This is a genomic window from Streptomyces sp. NPDC002680 (assembly GCF_042889145.1).
Lineage (GTDB): Bacteria > Actinomycetota > Actinomycetes > Streptomycetales > Streptomycetaceae > Streptomyces > Streptomyces adonidis.
Genome location: NZ_JBIAQP010000001.1, coordinates 1,343,960 through 1,362,918 on the forward strand (window position 1 = coordinate 1,343,960; position 18,959 = coordinate 1,362,918).

The following is an 18,959-nucleotide window of genomic DNA, read 5'->3' on the forward strand; positions in this document are numbered from 1 at the left end:
GCCGAGCCAGCCTCACCCTAGGACTTCGAACACAGCCGAAGCAATAATCTTGTCGGACTCTGTTGGATCCTGATGATGGATGCTGATGGCTCGGCAGGACTCCGTCGCGGTCGGCCGTCGCGGTCGGCGGGGTTCAGTGCCCCCTGAACGCCTCCTCCAGCCACCAGGACCCGTGCTCGCGCGTCACCTTGGCGTCGATGAGCAGCGGCGCGGAGCGCGGTCCGGCCACCCAGTCCTGTACGGCCTTCAGGTCGGCCGGCTTGCGCACGGTGACCGCCTCGAAGCCGTAGCCCCGGGCCACGGCGGCGATGTCCGTCGGCGGGAACACGACCGTGTCGAGCGGGTGTCGGTCGGGCCCGAAGTGGTGGACCTCCGCGCCGTACGCGTCGTCGTTGTAGACGACCACCACCATCGGCAGCCCGAGCCTTCGTACCGTGTCGAGGTCGGCGGCGCCCATCAGCGCGCCCCCGTCCCCGAGCGCGGCCACCGGAAGCCGGTCCGGCCGGGCGAGCGCCGCGCCGATCGTGGTCGCCAGGCCCAGGCCGATCGCCTGGAAGGCCTGTGTGAAGCAGAAGCCGTGCTGGTCCGGCACCGACAGAAACGCGCTTGGATAGCCCATGAAATTGCCCGAGTCGACGCCGATCACCCGCTCGGCGGGGAGGATGTCGTCGAGCGCGATGCTGAGTGTGCGCGGGTCGATCCGCTCCCGGCCGCCCTCGTCCTCGTACGGCACGTCCCGCATCCGTACCCGGGCGGCGATCGCCTCGCCGACCTCGGCCGTGCGGTAGCCCTGTCGTTGGGCGCCACCCGCGTCGAGCACGCGCCGGGCCGTGAGTGTCACGTCGCCGGTAACGCCGTGCCGGACCTCCCGGTGCGCGCCGAGCGCCGATGGCTCGTCGTCGACCTGGACGACCGTCGCCTCGGGTCCGATCAGGGCGCCGTGCCGCATGGTCCACATGTTGAGGGCGCAGCCCCAGCCCACGATCAGGTCGGCGCCCTGGATCAGTTCGACGGCCAGGGGCGAGGCGAAGCCTCCGGAGACGTCGAGCGACCAGGGGCTGCCGTGGAAGAGGCCACGGGCGACGGCCGAGGTCGCGAGCAGTGCGCCATGGCGTTCGGCGAGGTCCATGAGGGCGTCCCTGGCGCCGCTCCCGCGTGCTCCCCGCCCGGCGACGAAGACCGGGCGTCGCGCGTGCCCGAGCAGGTCGGCCAGCGCGGTCACGTCGGCCGCCGACGGTGCGACCGGCTGCCGTTCGGGCGGCGGTGAGACCTCTGCCAGGGCTTCGTCGGGGACGTCCAGGCTCTGTACCTGGAGCGGCAGGTTGAGCAGGACCGTGCGCCGTTCGTGCAGGGCGCGCCGGACGGCGGCGCAGGTCACGTCGACCGCGTCCTCGGCCGAGGTGACCCGCACGCTGACCGCGCCCACCGCCTCCGCAAGCGCCGTCTGGTCGACGTAGAAGTTGGACTTCGGCTCGGTGACCTCGGCCGCGAGGACGAGGAGCGGGGTGCGGCTCTTGGCGGCCTCGGCGATGCCGGTGACGGCGTTCGTCAGGCCCGGCCCCTGGTGCACGCTGAGCACCGCCACCGTGCCGCTCGTCCGCGCGTACGCGTCGGCCATCGTCGCGGCGCCGCCCTCGTGCCGTGCGGCGACGAACCGCGCGCCCGCCGCCACCAGGGCGTTGGTGACGTGGAAGTTCCCCGAGCCGACCACGCCGAACACATGGTCGATCCCGGAGGCGGCCAGCGCCCGTCCGACGGCTTCCGCGACCTTCATGCCCGCTCCACCAGGGCGAGCACCCGCGCCGGGGACCCGGACCCGCTGACGATGGGCAGCGGCCCCGCGACGACGACGGCACCGGTCGGCGGCAGCGCGGCCAAGTTCTGAAGCTGGGTCAGGCCGTACTTGTCGCTGCCCATCAGATACGTGTGGCAGGGGAACGCCGGGTCGAAGGAGTGCGCGCCTCCGGCGTCCGTGCCCACCGTCTCGACGCCAAGGCCGATCACCGGCGACTCCTCGGCCACCCAACGGGCGCACTCCGGGGACAGGCCGGGCGTGTGCGGGCCGTTCTCGTCCGCGTTGAGGAACGGCTCCTGGGCGTGCGAGCGGGCGTCCCAGCCCGTACGGAGCAACAGCCAGCCCCCGTCGGGAAGTTGGCCGTGTTCGGCCTCCCAGGCCTTCACATGGTCGACCTCGACGAGGAAGTCCGGGTCCTGCGCCGCCTCGGCGGTGAAGTCCAGCACCGCCGCCGGGGCGATGAGCCGGCCCGCCGGTACCGAGGCCACGTCGGCGAGGTCCTTGCCGGTCACCCAGTGGTTGGGGGCGTCGAAGTGGGTGCCGGTGTGCTCACCGCTGCGGAAGTTGTTCCAGTACCAGGCCGGTCCCCGGTCGTCGTACCTGCTGATCTCCTCCAGCTCGAACACGGCGGTCTGGCCGAAGGGCGGAGGCAGCTGGAGCACCGGTGTGGACGACGACAACGGCGCGGTGAGGTCGACGACTTCGATCGACCCGCCGCGCAGGCCCGACACCAACGAAGCGAGGACGGACGGCTGGGACATGGATGCCTCCTGGGACGCTGCTGAGGCCTTCAGCATCCCAGCCCGACGGGGTGTCAGGCGGGAGCGTCCCAGAGCACGTGCAGGGTGGCCGGCTTGCGGAAGACCAGGCCCTGCGGGGTGACGGGGTGGTCCGGATCGAGGCGGAGGCCGGGCAGGCGTTCGAGGAGGCGGTGGAGGGCGATACGGGTCTCCAGGCGGGCCAGGTGTGCGGCGATGCAGTAGTGCGGGCCGTGGGCGAAGGCCAGTTGGAGGCGGGCGTTCGCACGGCGGACGTCGAAGCGGTCGGGGTCGGGGAAGACGGCGGGGTCACGGTTGGCGCCGGTCAGGGAGACGGTGACCAGGTCGCCTCGACGGATCGTGGCCGGGCCGAGGACGGTGTCGCGGGTCGCGTAGCGGTCCACGACCGCCGCGCCGGGTTCGAGGCGCAGCGACTCCTCGATCGCGCCGTCCAGGAGGCCGAAGTCGGCTTGGACGAGCGCTAGTTGGTCGCTGTGCCCGAGCAGATGCAGCAGCGCGTTGGTGATCATCGCCTCGGTGGTCTCGATGCCGCCGAACATCAGCACGGCGGCGTTGGAGGCCACCTCGGGCACGGTCAGGCGTCCGGCGGCGGAGACGAGGAGGGAGGCGGTGTCCCGGTCGGCGACGGTGGCTTCCACGGCGGCCCGCAGCTGGGTGTAGGCCGCGGTGCCGGCGGGGCTCGCCGTGTGTCCGGCGGTGATGTCGGAGACCGAGCGCACGATGGCGTCGTACCAGGAGAGGACGGTGTCGGCGGTGGTGCCGGTGAGACCGAGCGCCTCGGTCACTACGGCGACCGCGAGCGGTCCGGCGAAGGCGCGCCGCAGTTCGGCGGCACCGCTCGGCGGGAGGGCGGTGATGAGCCGGTCGGTCTCGCGTTCGATGCAGGCGGTGAAGCCCTCGTGCACATCCCGGGGTCGGAAGGGAGCGTTGAAGGGCTCGCGGTGACGGGCGTGTTCGTCGCCGTCGAGGGACAGCATGCTGGGGCCGACGACCTGGGCGGTGGAGAAGCGGGGGTCGTCGACGGTGAACGTCCCGGAGTCCCGCATCACGGTCAGCGCGAGATCGCGCCGGGTGACCAGCCAGCCGCCCAACTCCGGTAGCCAGGACACCGGTTCATGTGTGCGGAGCAGGGCGAGGCGGGCATGCGGGTCGTCGGCGAGTTCGGTGAGGGTGGTCGCTGCGCCGAGGGGGCAGGAGTCGACGAGGTGGGCGGTCATGGGGTGCGAACTCGCTCTCGGTGGGTGGTACTTGGGCATGAGGCGCTCACTCGACGAACAGCCCCCGTGCGGCGGCCCGCGCGTCGAACTCCTCCAAGTGGGCCTGCGCGTCCGGCAATGCGTCGCACATGGCCTCAAGCAGCACCTGTCCCAGGAGCATCGGAGCGCTCACGGTGTCGAACACCAGGCCGGTGCCCACGGCCGCCGGAAGCAGCACATCGCTGTGGGCGGCCACCGGGGCGAACGTACCGTCGGCGATCGTCACCACGGTCAGCCCCGCGTCCCTGGCATGGTCGAGGGCGTCGAGGAGTTCGCGCGGATGGCGCGGCAGCGCGAAGCACAGGAGGGCGCTCGCACCGGCCTGCCGGGCCGCGTCGATCCGGTCGGCGAGCAGCGAGCCGCCCTCGTCGAGCAGCCGTACATCGGGATGGACCTTGGCCGTGAAGTAGGCAAACCCCCGTGCCTGGGCGGCGGACGCGCGCAGCCCGAGCACCGGCAGCGGCCGGGAGGCGGCCAGCAGCCGTCCCGCGCGTTCCACGGGCCCGGGGTCCGCGAGCAGGGACGCCAGCTGCCGCAGGTTGTCGATCTCGGCCTGTACGGCCTGCTGGTACGGGTTGTCCGACCGTTCCCCCGGTTCCGCGCCGGTGGGTGCGACGTCCCGCAGATGCTTTCGCAGTGCCGGGTAGCCGTCGAAGCCGAGGGCGACCGCAAACCGGGTCACCGACGGCTGGCTGACGCCTGCCAGTTGGGCCAGTTCCACGCTCGACAGAAAGGGGACGTCCGCAGCCTGCCGGACCAGACAGTGCGCGATACGGCGCTGTGTCGGGGTGAGCCGACGCCCCTCGAAGAGCTGGTGCAGCCGTACGGAGGAACCGGCCGCCTCGGCCGTGTCGGTGCCGACGCCGTCGCTCATCTGCTCCCCAGCCGGTCGTGTTCGGTCCCCTCTCTCCCGCCCGACGGGCCGGGCGGGAGAGAGGGCGGACGGTATCGCCACAGCCGAACCGGGTCAGCTCACGAGACCGGCGCTCGTCAGCCACTCCTTCGCGACGTCGCTGGAGTCCTCCTTGTCGTTGACGAGCTTCTTCATCATCTCCAGCAGGTCCTCGGTGGTGAGCTTGGCGGAGACGCCGTTGAGCGCCGCCTTCGCCGTGTCGTCGACCGCCGACTTGTAGACCAGGGGCGTCACGTTCTGCGAGGAGAAGAGGTTCTTCGGGTCCTCCAGGACGACCAGCTTGTCCTCGACGATGGCGGGGTCGGTGGTGTACAGGTTCGCGGCCTGTACGTCGCCGTCCTTGAGCAGCTTCACCAGCGTGGTCTGGGCACCCGCGTCCAGCGGCTGGAACTTGCCGAACTCGACGCCGTAGACCGACTTCAGGCCCTCCCCGCCCTGCTTGCGGGTCTTGAACTCCGAACCGGCCCCGATCGTCATGTCCTTGGCGACCGGCTTGAGGTCGGCGAGGGTCTTGAGGTTGTACTTGGCGGCGGTCTCGGAGGTGACGGTCACCGAGTCCTTGTCCTCGGCGGCGGCCGAGTCGAGGATCTCCACGGACGAGGGGAGCTTCGCCTTCAGCTCGGCGTTGACCTCCTCCGTGCTGGTCGCGGTGCTGTTCTTGTCGACCGCCACCGAGAGCAGGGCGCCGTTGTATTCCGGGAAGACCCCGATGCCTCCCTTGACGATCTGGTCGTAGTAGACCTCGCGGGCACCGATGTCGAACTTCCGTGTCACCTTGAGGCCCTTGGCCTCCAGAGCCTGGGAGTAGATCTCGGCGAGCAGCTGGTTCTCGGGGAAGTTCGCCGAACCGACGACGATGGATTTCCCGCTGCCACCGCTGTCGGCACTGTCGCCCGTCAGCGGGTTGCTGCTGTCGCTGTCACCACCGCCTCCGCAGGCGGTCAGCGAGAGTGCGGCGATCAGACCGAAGGCGGCGCCACGGTACATGCCTCGCATGGTGCTCATGGTGTTTCCTTTCTCGGAGCCCGGAGGCTCGGCAACTCTGCAGACGAAGAAAATCAGGACTTCGACGCCGAGACCCGAAGGCCCGGCGAGACGATGACGCGCCGCAGCGCGGTGAAGGCGACCTGGACGACGAGTGCCAGTACGACGACGACGGTCGAGCCGCCGATGACCAGTTCGTAGTCGTTGCGGGAGAGCCCGTCGACGATGAAGCGGCCGAGTCCCCCGAGACCGGGGTAGGCGGCCACGGTCGCGGTGGCCACGACCTGGATCGCGGCGACCCTGAGGCCGAGGAGGATCAGCGGCAGCGCTATCGGCACCTCGACCCGTACCAGGACCTCCCACCCGGTCATTCCGACCCCGCGTGCCGCGTCCCTGGTGTCGGGGTCGACACCCCGGACGCCCTCGAAGGTGTTGATGAGGATCGGCGGGACCGCGAGCGCGATCAGGGCGATGAGGACGGGCGTCACGCTGAGCCCGGCGAGGGTGACGACGAGGACCACCAGGCCGAAGGTGGGGATCGCCCGCGCCAGGTTCGCCACGCTCGCCACGGCGAACGCCCCGCGGCCGGTGTGCCCGACGAGCAGCCCGAAGCTCAGCCCGATGAGGGCGGCGAACAGCAGGGAGATGCCGCTGTAGGTGAGGTGTTCGAGGAGGCGATGGGGGATGCCGTCGTCGCCGTGCCACTGCTGCGAGGACGTCAGCCAGTCCCACACGAGCTCGACCTGGTTCAGGAAGTCGTTCATGGCGCCGTCACCTTGTTCCGGGACCAGGGCGTCAGCAGCCGCTGGGCGAGGACCAGCAGGGCGTCGGTGGCGAGTGCGAGCAGCATGATCAGCACGATCGCCGTGATGATCGGGGTCGGGAAGTCGAGTTGCAGGCCACGGGTGATGTAGTACCCGAGTCCGCCCTGTCCGATCAGCTGTCCGACCGCGACCAGGCTGATGGACGACACGGCGGCGACCCGGACACCGGCGATCACGATGGGTACGGCGATCGGCAGTTCGACCTGGACGACACGCCGTATCGCGCCGAACCCCATCGCGGTGGCCGCGAGCCGGACCGGTTCGGGGACCGAGGCCAGCCCGTCCACGACGTTGGGCACCAGCACCGACAGGGTGTAGAGCGTCAGCGGGATCATCACTGTGCGTTCGGTGAGCCCCGTATAGCGGACGAAGATCATGAACAGGGCCAGCGACGGGATCGAGTACAGGATGTTGGCCACGGTCAGCACGGGTGGGTACAGCCAGCGCCAGCGGTGGCAGAGGATGCCGAGCGGCACCGAGATGATCAGCCCGAACAGCACCGGCAGCAGGCCGAGTCTCAGATGGATTCCGGTGTAGTCGGCCAGCTCACCGGCGTGGTCGCCGATCCACTGCCACCGGATCAGGGGCTCGTCGTCACTCATCGTTTCGCACCGCCCGTCCCGTCGGCATCCGCGTCGGCTGCCCCGGCCTCCGCCGTCCCGGCGGACAGCTCGTGGGCGTCCGCGACCCCCACGACCGCGCCGTCCGCGTCCACGCCCACCGCGAGCCGGGCGGGCGACAGGAGCGCCGAGTCGAGGGCGGCCCGGGCCGAGTCGCCGACGAGGCTGAAGGTGTGGCCGAGCGGTGCCAGCGTCGCGTCGGCGAGCGTGCCGCTCTCCGGCAGGTCGGCGACGGCTGCCCAGCCGAGCGGCCGTCGGGCGTCGTCGACGACCAGCACCCAGGGCTCGTCGCCCGTCCGGGCCGATGCCACGGACGAGGTCGCGGGCAGCACCGGGCCGTCACGCAGCGGCACATTGGCCCCGTCGACGAAGGACAGCCGGCGGATGCCCCGGTCGTGCCCCACGAAGTCGGCCACGAAGTCGTCGGCGGGCTCGGCGAGCAGCCGCTCGGGGGTGTCGAACTGGGCCAGCCTGCCGCCGGTCCGGAACACCGCGATGTTGTCGCCGAGCTTGATCGCCTCGTCAATGTCATGGGTGACGAACACGATCGTCTTGTGGAGTTCCTTCTGCAGCCGGATGAACTCGGCCTGTAGTTCCGCCCGGACGATCGGGTCGACCGCGCTGAAGGGCTCGTCCATCAGCAGGACAGGCGGGTCGGCGCCGAGCGCTCTGGCCACCCCGACACGCTGCTGCTGCCCGCCGGAGAGCTGGTTCGGATAGCGCTTGGCCATCTCGCTCGGCAGCCCCACCAGTTCCAGCAGCTCCGCCGCCCGCGCCCGCGCCTTCTTCCGGCTCCAGCCGAGCAGCAGCGGAACGGTGGCGATGTTGTCCAGAATGGTGCGGTGCGGGAACAGCCCCGCGTGCTGGATCACATAGCCGATGCCGCGCCGCAGCTCGGGTGCGTGGACGTCCCGGATGTCCTGGCCGCGCAGGCTGACCGTGCCTGTTGTCGGCTCCACCATGCGGTTGATCATGCGCAGGGTGGTGGTCTTGCCGCAGCCGGAGGGACCGACCAGGACCGTGATGCCACCCTCGGCCAGATCCAGCGACAGATCGTCCACCGCAGTGGTGCCGTTTGGATAGTTTTTGCTCACCGCGTCGAATCTGATCAAAGCTGCCCCTTACCCGACTGCATATGGTCATGCAGAGTTATCCGTGACTGAATGACAGTCAATGCCCATCTGTAAACGGCACGTTACAGTCACACGAAATCAGGCCAGGGACGTCCGAAATGTATGGAGACAGCGCATGAAACCGGTCTGGTTCACCTTTCTGAACGGCTCGGACATCGAACAGCTGGAACTCACCGACGGCGAAATCCTGGACGCCGTCGAGCAGGGTCTGCGCGCCCAGGGCCAGGGCGAGACGGTGATCGAACCGCGCGTCCATCTCGTCCCCGATCCCGCGTTCGACGGTCACTTCAACGTGCTGCGCGGCTATGTCGCCCCGCTCGCACTGGCAGGCGTCAAGATCGTGGGCGACTACGTCGGCAACTACAAGGCCGGTCTGCCCTCCGAGATGGCTCTGCTGAACCTCTTCGACCCGCGTACCGGGATGCCGGTGGCCGTGGTCGACGCGACCGCCCTGACCGAGATGCGCACCGGCGCCCTCACCGCGCTGGGGGCGCGCCATCTGGCCCGCGCGGACTCCCGGGTGCTCGGACACATCGGCGCCCGCGCCACCTCGTACTGGAACGTCCGCCTGCTCGACCGGATCTTCGACCTCACCGAGATCCGCGTCCACTCGCGCCGCCCCGAGAGCCGTGAGGCCTTCGCGGAGCGGCTGGAGCGGGACCTGGGCAAGCCGGTCGTCGTGACGGAGGACTGGCGAAGCTGTGTGGAGGGCGCGGACATCGTGGTGGAGGCGTCCCGCCTCGACCGCCCGGAGCCGCTCCTCAAGACGGAGTGGATCTCGCCCGGTGCGCTGGTCGTGCCCTACGGCACGAACAGCGCGGTCGAACTCAGCCTCACGGACATCATGGACAAGATCGTCGTCGACGACTGGGGCCAGGCCCACGCCGGACCCTTCGGTGCCCTGCGCACCCACGTCGACTCGGGCAGGCTCAACAAGGACAACCTGCACGGCGAACTGGGCGAGATCGTCGCGGGCCACAAGCCCGGCCGCGAGAGCCCCGACGAGACGAACCTGTTCTGGCACCGCGGCCTCTCCCTCTCCGACATCGCACTCGGCGCCGCCATGCTGAAGAAGGCCGAAGAACGCGGCCTCGGCCAGAAGCTGCGCTTCTCATGACGGACATCGGCGGCAGCGGCAGCGGCAGTACGGTCGTCGTCGACGGGCGGACTCTGTCGTACGAGGATGTCGTCGCCGTCGCCCATCACGGCGCCCGAGTCACCCTGGCGGACGAGGTGTTGCCGCGGCTGGTGCGTGAGCGGGCCGTAGTCGAGGACATCGTCGACCGCCAGGTCCCGACGTACGGCCTGACGACGGGCCTGGGCACCCGCTCGTCGTACGCCCTGCCGCGCGCCGAGCTGGAGGCGTTCAGCGTCCGTACGGTGCGGGGACGGGCGAACGCGGTCGGCGATCCGCTGCCGGTGCCCGTCGTACGCGCCGCCGTCCTCGCCCGCGTCAACGGCATCGCGGGCGGCGGCAGCGGGATACGGCCGGAGATCGTGCGGCTGCTGGTGGCGATGCTCAACGCGCGCGTGCATCCCGTGATCCCCGAGGTGGGGTCGATCGGCGCCTCCGACCTGTGCCAGCTCGCGCATGTCGGCCTGGTCGTCATCGGCGAGGGCAGCGCCGAGTTCGACGGCGAGGTGCTCGACGGCGCGACGGCACTGCGGCGGGCCGGTCTCGCGCCGGCCGAACTGGGCCCCAAGGACGGCCATGTGCTGTGCAGCGCGAGTCCGTTGGCGGCCGGGCAGGGGGCGCTCGTCCTGCACGAGGCCGCCGCGCTCCTCGCGCTGGCGCAGGCGGTCACGGCACTGACGTACGAGGGTTTCCGGGCGAACACGAGTCCGCTGGACGCCCGGGTACTGGGCCTGCGCCCCGCGCCTGGCCAGTCCCGTGCCGCGGATGAGCTGCTCGCCCTGCTGGACGGCGGTGAGCTGGGCGATCCACGCAACGCGCGGCGAGTCCAGGACCCCGTCAGCCTGCGCTGCGCCGCCCAGGTGCACGGGGCCGCGTACGCCGCCCTGGACTTCGCCGGAGCCGCGCTCGACCCCGAGCTGAACGGCTGCGGCGACAACCCGGTGGTGCTGCCCGACACCGGCGAGATCCTGTCCTCGGGCAACTTCCACACCCCGGCGCTCGCCCTCGCCCTGGACACCCTCGCGCTGGCCCTGACCCAGACGGCCTCGATCTCGGCCGAGCGTATGCGCCGGCTGCTCGACCCCGGTGTCAGCGGGCTGCCCGCGAACCTCTCGCCGTACGGGCCGGAGCGCTCGGGCTTCGCGCCCCTGACCAAGACCGCCCAGGCGCTCGTCGCCGAGATCCGGCTGCTGTCCACGCCGGTGTCCACCGATCCCCGCCATGGCGCGGACGCCGTCGAGGACGACTCGACCAACGCGTCGCTCGGTGCCCGGCGGCTGGCCACGCTCCTGGTCCGGCTGCGGCAACTGCTCGCCGTGGAGGCCGTGGTCGCCGCGCAGGCGGTGGACCTGGCGGCGCCCCCGACGATGGGCCGAGGACCCCGGCTTCTGCACCGGGCGATCCGGGCGGCCGTGCCCCGCCTCGACGACGACCGGCCCTGCGGGGTGGACGTGACGGCGGTGAGTGACGGCATCCTGGGGTCCGACGACGTCCGGGGCGCACTGCGCGCGTTGCTGGAAGAATCGTCGGCCCCGGCAGGAGGAACGTCATGACCAGCGTCGACGTACACCAGCATCTGTGGACCCCGTCGCTGGTGGCGGCCCTGCGCGCCCGCCGCGAACCACCGTTCCTGGACGGCTGGACCCTGTACCTGCGCGGTGAGCCGCCCTTCGCGCTACCGCCCGCCGACCACGACATCGCCCGCCGTGCGGAACTCGCCGCCGCCGACGGTCTCGGCCGGGTGCTCGTCTCGCTGTCCGCCCCGATCGGCGTGGAGTGGCTGCCCGCCGCCGAGGCCCGGCCCCTGCTGGACGCGTACCACGAAGGATCGGCCGAACTTCCGAAACCGTTCGACGCCTGGGCCGCGGCCTGCGTACGGGACATCGACGCGGACACGACGGCCAAGGACCTCGACCGGGGCTTCGCCGGCCTCCAGCTCCCGGCGAACGCCCTTGCCGATGCGGCGGGTTACGAGCGCTGCGCCCCGCTCCTCGACCTGCTGGAGGAGCGCGACCTGCCGCTGTTCGTCCACCCGGGACCGGCGGCCGGCGAGTCGGAAGGCCCCGGCTGGTGGCCCGCGATGGTGCCGTACGTCCAGCAGATGCACGCCGCCTGGTTCGCGTTCCGCGCCTTCGGCCGGCCTCGCCATCCGCGCCTGCGCGTGTGCTTCGCGCTGCTGGCCGGGCTGGCTCCGCTGCACGGGGAGCGGTTCGCCGCCCGGTCCGGCGGTCTGACGGACGGGGACGCGGACCCGGGCGTCTTCGTCGACACGTCGTCCTACGGTCCGCGTGCCGTCGACGCGATCGTCCGCGCCCTCGGCACCGGCGCCGTCGTCCAGGGCTCGGACCGGCCCTACGCGGAGCCGCCGCTGCATCCCGGGTTCGGGCTCGGCGGAGCGGCGGCGTACGCCTTCCGGATCTCCAATCCTCGGCGGCTGCTCACCGGAAAGGGCTGACCGCAGAAGCACAGAAGTGTCGAAACATTTCGAAGTGAAATGCGAATGATGCGAGGGGGATTGACGCGCGCCGGGCGCCTCCTAGTATCCGTGCCGACCTCGCACACCTCTTAACCCGCACCCAAGAGGAGCGCATTTCACATGTCATGCCTACGTCAAACACAAGCGGGGTGGCGCCGGGCACCGGCGCTGGGGCTGCTCTCCGCGACCTTGCTGCTGGCGACCGGCACCGCCACGGCCGTGCCCGCAGCCGAGCCCACGGCGGACGTCCGGGCCTCAACCCTGGGCGCCCAAGCGGCCCAGTCCGGGCGGTACTTCGGGACCGCAGTGGCCGCCGGGAAGCTCGGCGACGCCACCTACACGGGCATCCTGAACCGTGAGTTCAACATGGTCACACCCGAGAACGAGCTGAAGTGGGACACCACGGAGCCCTCGCGCGGCTCGTTCAACTTCGCGCCCGCGGACCGGATCGCGAGCCACGCCTCGTCGAACGGGCAGCGACTGCGCGGCCACACCCTGGTCTGGCACTCCCAACTGCCGGGCTGGGTCGGCTCGATCACGGACGCGAACACGCTGCGTACCGTGATGAACAACCACATCACCACGGTGATGAACCGCTACAAGGGCAGGATCCACTCCTGGGACGTGGTCAACGAGGCGTTCGCCGACGGCAGTAGCGGCACTCACCGCCCCTCGGTGTTCCAGAACCTGCTGGGCGACGGCTTCATCGAACAGGCCTTCCGCACCGCCCGGACGGCCGACCCGGCGGCCAAGCTCTGCTACAACGACTACAACATCGAGAACTGGAGCGCCGCGAAGACGCAGGGCGTCTACCGCATGGTGCGTGACTTCAAGGCGCGGGGCGTGCCCATCGACTGCGTCGGATTCCAGGCGCACTTCGGCACCGGCGGCCCGCCGTCGAACTTCCAGACCACGCTGTCGAGCTTCGCGGCACTCGGTGTGGACGTACAGATCACCGAACTCGACATCGCGCAGGCGCCGTCGGCCGCGTGCACGAACACCGTCCGGGCGTGCTTGAACGTGTCGCGCTGCACCGGGATCTCCGTGTGGGGCATCCGGGACACCGACTCCTGGCGGAGCGGGGAGAAGCCGCTGCTGTTCGACGGCAGCGGGAACAAGAAGGCGGCCTACACGGCGACACTGACCGCGCTGGGCGGCAGCGCGGCCACGGTGGCGGCGAAGTCCGCCGCGAGCACCCGATCGGCCGACTCGGCGGCTGCGCTGCCCGCCAACTTCAGCTGGAGTTCCAGCAGTTCGCTGATCGCTCCGAAGTCCGACTCGACGCATCCGAACATCGCCGGGATCAAGGACCCGTCGGTGGTGTACTTCCACGGCAGGTACCACGTGTTCGCGAGCACCGCGAGCGCCTCCGGGTACAACCTGGTGTATCTGAACTTCACGGACTGGTCGCAGGCGGGTTCGGCCACGCACCACTATCTGGACCGCTCCGCGATCGGCACCGGGTACCGGGCCGCGCCGCAGGTGTTCTACTACGCGCCGCAGGGCCTGTGGTACCTCGTCTACCAGACCGGGAACGCCTCCTTCTCCACCAACTCCGACATCGGCAACCCGAACGGCTGGAGCGCGCCCCGCCACTTCTACTCGGCGATGCCGGACATCATCAAGCAGAACATCGGCAACGGCTACTGGGTCGACATGTGGGTGATCTGCGACAGCGCCAACTGCTATCTGTTCTCCTCCGACGACAACGGCCATCTGTACCGCTCACAGACGACCGTCGGCCAGTTCCCCAACGGTTTCACCAACACGGTGATAGCGGCCCAGGACGCCAACAGATACGCCCTGTTCGAGGCCGCCAACGTCTACAAGGTGCAGGGCACCAACCAGTATCTGCTGCTCGTCGAGGCGATCGGGTCGGACGGGAAACGCTGGTTCCGCTCCTGGACCTCCACCGGTCTCGCCGGGTCGTGGACGGCGCTGGCGGCGACCGAGAGCAACCCGTTCGCCCGGGCGAACAACGTCACCTTCCCGGCCGGGGCCTGGACGCGGGACATCAGTCACGGCGAGATGATCCGCGCGGGGTACGACCAGACGCTGACGATCCCCGGCTGCAAGCTCCAGTACCTGTACCAGGGGCTCGACCCGAACGCGACCGGCGACTACAACACCCTGCCGTGGCGGCTCGGCCTGCTCACCCAGACCAACTCGCCGTGCTGACCGGCCGATAGTTCTGGTTCCGAGCCGGGGTGCCGGGTCCTACGACCCGGTGCTCCGGCTCACCTCGCGGTCGCGCAGGCCGCGTGGGTCCACGACCTCGCGGATGAGCCGCAGTTCGGTCTCGTCGGGCAGCCGGGTCTCCGTGGCACCGCTCGTGTCGATCTCGAAGCCGGTGTTCGCGTGGACCTCGTCCGCGGTGACGCCGGGATGCAGCGAGCGCACGCGCAGCCGCCCGTCCTCCCCGTAGTCGAGGACCGCCAGGTTCGTGATCACCACGCCAAGGTCGTGGAACCTCAGGCCGTTTCCGCCCGTCCCGCGCGCGCGGTCGTTGCCCACGCCGCAGACCACGTCGACCTTCTCGACGAACACCTTCGGGGTGTGCCTGGCCACCCAGTAGTCGGTGCGGTGGTTGGCCGTGTTCCCGGGAGCGCCGCGTACGCCGATGAGTTGGCGCGTGGGACGGCGCCAGTCGCCGATGAGGGAGATGTTCTGGTTCCCGTACCGGTCGATCTGGCTGGCGCCCATCATGCTCTGCCGACGGCCACTGGCGACGATGTCGAAGACCTTCCGGTACGGCACCCAGCCCTCGACCACGCCTCCGTCGGCGGCCGTTCGGCCGAGCGGCGGCGGGTCGCTCATGAAGTAGGCCTCGCCGTCGGTCAGGACCAGGTCCGGGCTGGTCGTCAGCCGCGCGAGGCGAGCACCGATCGAGGGCAGCACACCGGCCGTGTGCGCGAGTATCTCCCCGGCGCCGCACCAGACGTCGGCGCAGGCCGCGGCGCACACTTCGGCACGGGTGATGTCTGTCCGGGCCTGGGCGGTCTCCGTCTCGGCCGAAGGGCTCTCCGTCATCGCCCCTCCCCCTGTCGTCCGTCGTCGCGGTTCGCGTGGAACTCGGCCACGGCGTCCTGGTACGCCTGTTCGTCGCCGTCTAGGAACGTCTTGCGGAACAGCTCCCAGGAGTCGGCGTCCCGCGCCGCCGACGCGTAGTGCGCCTGGAAGGCCTCGTCGCGCGCGTAGTCCGGGTCGCAGGACGTGAAGTGGGCGCCTCGGGGCGTCTCGACGACCCCGTTGACGAAGAGACGGCTGATCAGCAGCGACTGTGCGGGCCCGTCGGCGAGCAGGCCGCCCGGCTCCACGATCCGTTCGGTGCTGACGTAGCAGCGGTCGGCCGCCATCGCGAACAGGTCGTCGAAGTACGGGTCCGGGCCCAGGTACTGGGCGTTGCCCGCCGCGTCGGCGCGGTTGACGTGCACCAGGGCCACGTCGAGCCGCAGTGCCTTCATCGCGACGTACTCCTCGTCGTCGTACGGGGAGGCGATCGTCACGAGGTCGGGGTTCATCGTGAGGACGTCGGAGCCGAGGCCCGCGCGGGTGGGCAGGAAGGACAGCCGGCTCGCGGCGGCCCGCAGACCGGTGACGAACATGCCCTCGTCGTACTCGGCGGTCTCCACACCGCCCCGCTCCCGTACGGCGCGGAAGTGCGGGTCGAGCGCGATGCTGTCCAGCGAGACGAAGCCGTAGACGAGCTTGCGGACCCGGCCCGCCGCGCACAGCAGCCCCACATCCGGGCCGCCGAAGGAGACGACGGTCAGGTCGCGCGCGTCGCCGCGCAGGAGTTCACGCACCAGCGCCATCGGTTTGCGCCGCGATCCCCAGCCGCCGATACCGATCGTCATGCCCGACTCGACGGTTCCGGCGACGTCCTCCAGGGACATCGACTTGTCGCCCATGGGCTGTTCCTCCCGCGCGTCCAAGTTATCCACAGCCTTACCTAGCAAACAATTGTTAGGTTACGTTGGGTCGACCGACAACCCCTCGGAAGCGGAAGGAGTCCCGGCATGAGCGCCCCCATCGCCCCCGTCCATCCCGCCCTGCACACCGCGCTGTGCGATCTGGTCGGTGTCCGGTACCCGATCGTGCAGACCGGCATGGGGTATGTGTCCGGACCGGAGTTGACGGCGGCCACGGCGGCGGCCGGCGGGTTGGGCATCCTGGCGAGCGCCACGCTCTCCCTGGACGAGACCCGGGACGCCGTCCGGGCCGTCCGGGAGCGCACCAACGCGCCGTTCGGGGTCAACATGCGCGGCGACTCCCCCGACGTCCTGGAGCGCGGCCAACTCCTGGTGCGCGAGGGCGTGAAGATCGCGTCTTTCGCGCTCGCGCCACACGAACGCGTCATCCGGGAGCTCAAGGACTCCGGGCTGGTGGTCATCCCGTCCATCGGTGCCCGCCGGCATGCGGAGAAGGTGCAGGCGTGGGGCGTGGACGCGGTCGTCGTGCAGGGCGGTGAGGGCGGCGGCCACACCGGGGGCGTGCCCACCTCGATCCTGGTCCCGCAGGTCGTGGACGCCGTCGACATCCCGGTCATCGCGGCCGGCGGGTTCCGGGACGGGCGGGGGCTGGTGTCCGCACTCGCCCTGGGGGCCGTGGGCATCGCCATGGGCACGCGGTTCCTGCTGACCAGCGACAGCACCGTACGGGACTCGGTCAAGGCCGAGTATCTGAAGCGGGGCGTCACCGACACGGTCGTCACCCCGGTCCTCGACGGCATCCCCCAGCGCGTACTGCGCACCGAGGCGGTGGAACGGCTGCTGCGGGAACGGGCGCCCGCGCGGCTCGTCCGGTCGCTGCGGCACGCCGTCGCGTTCCGGAAGGTCTCCGGGACCTCGTGGTCCGACCTGGTCCGCGAGGGACTGGCGATGCGGCGCGGCCATCAACTGGGCTGGTCCCAGGTCCTGATGGCGGCGAACACCCCGATGATGCTGCGCGCCAGCATGGTCGACGGCCGCACGGACCTCGGCACCCTGGCCTCCGGCCAGGTCGCGGGCGTGATCGACGACCTGCCCAGTTGCGTGGAACTCGTCGAACGCATCGTCGCGGAGGCCGACGCGGTCCTCACCCGCCTGACCAAGGCCGACGGAACACGAAGCGAACGGTGACCAGGACGGGAGAGAGCGCATGGGCACGGAATTCATCAGGGCCACCGTCGACGAGCGCGGTGTCGCCGAGGTGGTCGTCGACTGCCCGCCGGTCAACGCCCTTCCGGTGGCGGGCTGGTACCAGCTGGCGGAGACGGTCGAGCGGCTCGGCCGCGACCCTGACGTACGGGCGGTGCTGCTGCGCGCCGAGGGCCGCGGTTTCAACGCGGGTGTGGATGTCAAGGAGTTGCAGGCAGACACCGGCCACACCGCCCTCATCGGGGCGAACCGTGGCTGCTTCGCCGCGTTCGCCGCGGTCTACGAGTGTGCGGTGCCGGTCGTCACGGCGGTCCACGGCTTCTGTCTCGGCGGCGGGATCGGTCTGGTCGGCAACTCGGACGTGATCGTCGCGGCCGAGGACGCCTACTTCGGGCTGCCGGAGGTGGACCGGGGCGCACTGGGTGCCGCGACGCACCTCTCCCGTCTCGTCCCGCAGCATCGGGCCAGGGCGATGATGTACACCTGCGCCACCGCGTCGGCCGCCGAACTGCACGCCTTCGGCTCGGTGTTCGACGTCGTACCGGCCGACCGCCTCCGGGACCGCGCCCTGGAGGTCGCCGCCGACATCGCCGGGAAGAACCCGACGGTGATCCGCGCCGCCAAGGAGGCCTTCAACGGCATCGACCTCTGGGACGTCAAACGCAGCTACCGCTACGAACAGGGCTTCACCTTCGAGATCAACCTCTCCGGTGTCGCCGCCGAGGTCCGCGACACCTTCGGCGGGCGCCCGGACGGGGAGGGCTGAGCCATGGATCTCACCTGGAGCCCGGAGGAAGAGGCGTTCCGGCAGGAGGCGCGGGAGTGGCTGGCGGCGAACGTGCCGCGGACCCCGCTCCCGTCCGGTGACACCCGTGAGGGGTTCGCCGCCCATCTGGAGTGGGAGCGGGCGCTGTTCGAGGCCCGCTGGTCGGTGGTGTCCTGGCCCGAGGCGTACGGCGGGCGGGACGCGTCGTTGTGGCAGTGGCTGGTCTTCGAGGACGAGTACTACCGGGCCGGGGCGCCCGCCCGGGTCACCCAGAACGGCATCTTCCTGCTGGCGCCGACCGTCTTCGCCTTCGGTACGGAGGAGCAGCAGCGGCGCATTCTGCCGAGGATGGCCGCCGCGCAGGATCTCTGGGCACAGGGCTGGTCCGAGCCGGGTGCGGGGAGCGACCTCGCCGCGATCCGTAGCCGGGCGGTCCGTGACGAGGGGGCGTGCGGGTGGCGGCTGACCGGCCAGAAGACCTGGACGACCCGTGGCGCCTTCTGCACGCACCTGTTCGGTCTGTTCCGTACGGACCCGGAGGCGGAGCGGCATCGAGGGCTGACGTACTTCCTTGTCCGGCTGGACGCGCCCGGTGTCACAGTGCGCGGGTTCGAACGCCTCGATGGTGACGAGGGGTTCGCGGAGGTCTTCCTCGACGACGTCCTCGTGCCTGACGCCGATGTGCTGGGCGGGGTCGGGGAGGGCTGGCGGGTGGCGATGGCGACGACGGGGTCCGAGCGCGGGCTGACGCTGCGCTCCCCCGGCCGGTTCCTGCACACCGCCGAGCGACTGCTCGACCTTGCGCGGACAAAGGGGCCAGGGGCTCATCGGGACGGGGTGGTGCAGGCGTGGATCGAGGCCCAGGCGTACGAGCTGTTCACCCTGGAGCAGGTCACCTCGATCGTCGAGGGGCGGCCGGTCGGTGCGGAGTCCAGCCTGAACAAGCTGTTCTGGTCCCAGCTCGACATCGCCCTGCACGAGACGGCGGCCGAACTGCTCGGCCCCGAGGCCGAGTTGGACAGCACCTGGAGCCGAGGCTTCCTTTTCTCCCTGGCGGGTCCCATCTACGCCGGCACGAACGAGATCCAGCGCAACATCGTCGCCGAGCGACTGCTCGGCCTGCCGAGGAGGTGACCGGAC

The 18,959-nt window shown here is 70.6% G+C and carries 17 protein-coding genes; 7 read left to right on the plus strand and 10 right to left on the minus strand.

Annotated features, from left to right (window positions below):
• Nucleotides 1-133: 133 nt before the first annotated feature.
• The 8 genes from ACFYXF_RS06065 to ACFYXF_RS06100 all read right to left on the minus strand — a co-directional run bounded on the left by ACFYXF_RS06065 (nucleotide 134) and on the right by ACFYXF_RS06100 (nucleotide 8,283).
• Complete coding sequence (locus tag ACFYXF_RS06065) at nucleotides 134-1,774, minus strand: thiamine pyrophosphate-binding protein (RefSeq protein ID WP_389348324.1); 1,641 nt, start codon at nucleotides 1,772-1,774, stop codon at nucleotides 134-136.
• Complete coding sequence (locus ACFYXF_RS06070; RefSeq protein WP_389348325.1) at nucleotides 1,771-2,556, minus strand: cyclase family protein; 786 nt, start codon at nucleotides 2,554-2,556, stop codon at nucleotides 1,771-1,773. The genes ACFYXF_RS06065 and ACFYXF_RS06070 overlap by 4 nt, the downstream gene beginning before the upstream one ends.
• A 53-nt stretch (nucleotides 2,557-2,609) precedes the next feature.
• Nucleotides 2,610-3,791: a cytochrome P450 gene (locus ACFYXF_RS06075; protein WP_389348326.1), complete on the minus strand. Its 1,182-nt coding sequence runs from the start codon at nucleotides 3,789-3,791 to the stop codon at nucleotides 2,610-2,612.
• A 46-nt stretch (nucleotides 3,792-3,837) separates the two neighbouring features.
• Nucleotides 3,838-4,704, minus strand: a complete 867-nt coding sequence (locus ACFYXF_RS06080; protein WP_369029947.1) for a MurR/RpiR family transcriptional regulator — start codon at nucleotides 4,702-4,704, stop codon at nucleotides 3,838-3,840.
• 93 nt (nucleotides 4,705-4,797) lie between these two features.
• Entirely contained in the window at nucleotides 4,798-5,730 is a 933-nt protein-coding gene (locus ACFYXF_RS06085; RefSeq protein WP_389348476.1) for an ABC transporter substrate-binding protein, read from the minus strand.
• Nucleotides 5,731-5,801: 71 nt separating this feature from the next.
• Nucleotides 5,802-6,491 (minus strand): ABC transporter permease, encoded by a 690-nt coding sequence (locus ACFYXF_RS06090; protein WP_389348327.1) that lies wholly within the window; start codon nucleotides 6,489-6,491, stop codon nucleotides 5,802-5,804.
• Complete coding sequence (locus ACFYXF_RS06095; protein WP_389348328.1) at nucleotides 6,488-7,153, minus strand: ABC transporter permease; 666 nt, start codon at nucleotides 7,151-7,153, stop codon at nucleotides 6,488-6,490. The genes ACFYXF_RS06090 and ACFYXF_RS06095 overlap by 4 nt, the downstream gene beginning before the upstream one ends.
• Entirely contained in the window at nucleotides 7,150-8,283 is a 1,134-nt protein-coding gene (locus ACFYXF_RS06100) for an ABC transporter ATP-binding protein (RefSeq protein WP_389348329.1), read from the minus strand. Before ACFYXF_RS06100 ends, ACFYXF_RS06095 begins: the two co-directional genes overlap by 4 nt.
• Before the next feature lie 136 nt (nucleotides 8,284-8,419).
• Between ACFYXF_RS06100 and ACFYXF_RS06105 the strand changes: the two genes are divergently transcribed.
• The 4 genes from ACFYXF_RS06105 (at nucleotide 8,420) to ACFYXF_RS06120 (ending at nucleotide 14,093) form a co-directional block, all read left to right on the plus strand.
• Nucleotides 8,420-9,421 carry an ornithine cyclodeaminase family protein gene (locus ACFYXF_RS06105; RefSeq protein ID WP_389348330.1) on the plus strand — a complete coding sequence of 334 codons (1,002 nt, stop codon included), beginning with the start codon at nucleotides 8,420-8,422 and terminating at the stop codon, nucleotides 9,419-9,421.
• Nucleotides 9,418-10,992 (plus strand): histidine ammonia-lyase, encoded by a 1,575-nt coding sequence (gene hutH, locus ACFYXF_RS06110; protein WP_389348331.1) that lies wholly within the window; start codon nucleotides 9,418-9,420, stop codon nucleotides 10,990-10,992. Before ACFYXF_RS06105 ends, hutH begins: the two co-directional genes overlap by 4 nt.
• On the plus strand, nucleotides 10,989-11,894 hold the full coding sequence (locus ACFYXF_RS06115) for an amidohydrolase (RefSeq protein WP_389348332.1): 906 nt from the start codon (nucleotides 10,989-10,991) through the stop codon (nucleotides 11,892-11,894). The genes hutH and ACFYXF_RS06115 overlap by 4 nt, the downstream gene beginning before the upstream one ends.
• 141 nt (nucleotides 11,895-12,035) lie before the next feature.
• Nucleotides 12,036-14,093, plus strand: coding sequence for a non-reducing end alpha-L-arabinofuranosidase family hydrolase (locus ACFYXF_RS06120; RefSeq protein ID WP_389348333.1), 2,058 nt, complete (start codon nucleotides 12,036-12,038; stop codon nucleotides 14,091-14,093).
• A 39-nt stretch (nucleotides 14,094-14,132) separates the two neighbouring features.
• Here the strand turns inward: ACFYXF_RS06120 and ACFYXF_RS06125 are convergent, their stop codons facing one another.
• Both ACFYXF_RS06125 and ACFYXF_RS06130 read right to left on the minus strand, forming a co-directional pair.
• Nucleotides 14,133-14,945 carry a CoA-transferase subunit beta gene (locus ACFYXF_RS06125; protein WP_389348334.1) on the minus strand — a complete coding sequence of 271 codons (813 nt, stop codon included), beginning with the start codon at nucleotides 14,943-14,945 and terminating at the stop codon, nucleotides 14,133-14,135.
• The gene (locus tag ACFYXF_RS06130; protein ID WP_389348335.1) at nucleotides 14,942-15,826 is read right to left on the minus strand and encodes a CoA transferase subunit A; all 885 of its coding nucleotides are present in this window, start codon (nucleotides 15,824-15,826) and stop codon (nucleotides 14,942-14,944) included. The genes ACFYXF_RS06125 and ACFYXF_RS06130 overlap by 4 nt, the downstream gene beginning before the upstream one ends.
• Before the next feature lie 108 nt (nucleotides 15,827-15,934).
• Here ACFYXF_RS06130 and ACFYXF_RS06135 point away from each other — a divergent pair, with 108 nt between their 5' ends.
• Genes ACFYXF_RS06135 through ACFYXF_RS06145 form a run of 3 tightly spaced genes read left to right on the plus strand, consistent with a single transcriptional unit; the run spans nucleotide 15,935 to nucleotide 18,953 of the window.
• Complete coding sequence (locus ACFYXF_RS06135) at nucleotides 15,935-17,035, plus strand: NAD(P)H-dependent flavin oxidoreductase (protein ID WP_389348336.1); 1,101 nt, start codon at nucleotides 15,935-15,937, stop codon at nucleotides 17,033-17,035.
• Nucleotides 17,036-17,054: 19 nt separating this feature from the next.
• Complete coding sequence (locus ACFYXF_RS06140) at nucleotides 17,055-17,819, plus strand: enoyl-CoA hydratase family protein (RefSeq protein WP_389348337.1); 765 nt, start codon at nucleotides 17,055-17,057, stop codon at nucleotides 17,817-17,819.
• A 3-nt stretch (nucleotides 17,820-17,822) separates the two neighbouring features.
• Nucleotides 17,823-18,953 carry an acyl-CoA dehydrogenase family protein gene (locus ACFYXF_RS06145; RefSeq protein ID WP_389348338.1) on the plus strand — a complete coding sequence of 377 codons (1,131 nt, stop codon included), beginning with the start codon at nucleotides 17,823-17,825 and terminating at the stop codon, nucleotides 18,951-18,953.
• The last annotated feature ends 6 nt before the right edge of the window (nucleotides 18,954-18,959 follow it).

Bases quoted from the DNA above. Each gene is read 5' to 3' on its own strand.
- ACFYXF_RS06080 (WP_369029947.1), bottom strand. From the start codon at position 4,704: ATGAGCGACGGCGTCGGCACCGACACGGCCGAGGCGGCCGGTTCCTCC.
- hutH (WP_389348331.1), top strand. From the start codon at position 9,418: ATGACGGACATCGGCGGCAGCGGCAGCGGCAGTACGGTCGTCGTCGAC.
- ACFYXF_RS06130 (WP_389348335.1), bottom strand. From the start codon at position 15,826: ATGGGCGACAAGTCGATGTCCCTGGAGGACGTCGCCGGAACCGTCGAG.
- ACFYXF_RS06095 (WP_389348328.1), bottom strand. From the start codon at position 7,153: ATGAGTGACGACGAGCCCCTGATCCGGTGGCAGTGGATCGGCGACCAC.
- ACFYXF_RS06125 (WP_389348334.1), bottom strand. From the start codon at position 14,945: ATGACGGAGAGCCCTTCGGCCGAGACGGAGACCGCCCAGGCCCGGACA.
- ACFYXF_RS06065 (WP_389348324.1), bottom strand. From the start codon at position 1,774: ATGAAGGTCGCGGAAGCCGTCGGACGGGCGCTGGCCGCCTCCGGGATC.
- ACFYXF_RS06115 (WP_389348332.1), top strand. From the start codon at position 10,989: ATGACCAGCGTCGACGTACACCAGCATCTGTGGACCCCGTCGCTGGTG.
- ACFYXF_RS06085 (WP_389348476.1), bottom strand. From the start codon at position 5,730: ATGTACCGTGGCGCCGCCTTCGGTCTGATCGCCGCACTCTCGCTGACC.
- ACFYXF_RS06140 (WP_389348337.1), top strand. From the start codon at position 17,055: ATGGGCACGGAATTCATCAGGGCCACCGTCGACGAGCGCGGTGTCGCC.
- ACFYXF_RS06135 (WP_389348336.1), top strand. From the start codon at position 15,935: ATGAGCGCCCCCATCGCCCCCGTCCATCCCGCCCTGCACACCGCGCTG.
- ACFYXF_RS06105 (WP_389348330.1), top strand. From the start codon at position 8,420: ATGAAACCGGTCTGGTTCACCTTTCTGAACGGCTCGGACATCGAACAG.
- ACFYXF_RS06075 (WP_389348326.1), bottom strand. From the start codon at position 3,791: ATGACCGCCCACCTCGTCGACTCCTGCCCCCTCGGCGCAGCGACCACC.
- ACFYXF_RS06070 (WP_389348325.1), bottom strand. From the start codon at position 2,556: ATGTCCCAGCCGTCCGTCCTCGCTTCGTTGGTGTCGGGCCTGCGCGGC.
- ACFYXF_RS06120 (WP_389348333.1), top strand. From the start codon at position 12,036: ATGTCATGCCTACGTCAAACACAAGCGGGGTGGCGCCGGGCACCGGCG.
- ACFYXF_RS06090 (WP_389348327.1), bottom strand. From the start codon at position 6,491: ATGAACGACTTCCTGAACCAGGTCGAGCTCGTGTGGGACTGGCTGACG.
- ACFYXF_RS06145 (WP_389348338.1), top strand. From the start codon at position 17,823: ATGGATCTCACCTGGAGCCCGGAGGAAGAGGCGTTCCGGCAGGAGGCG.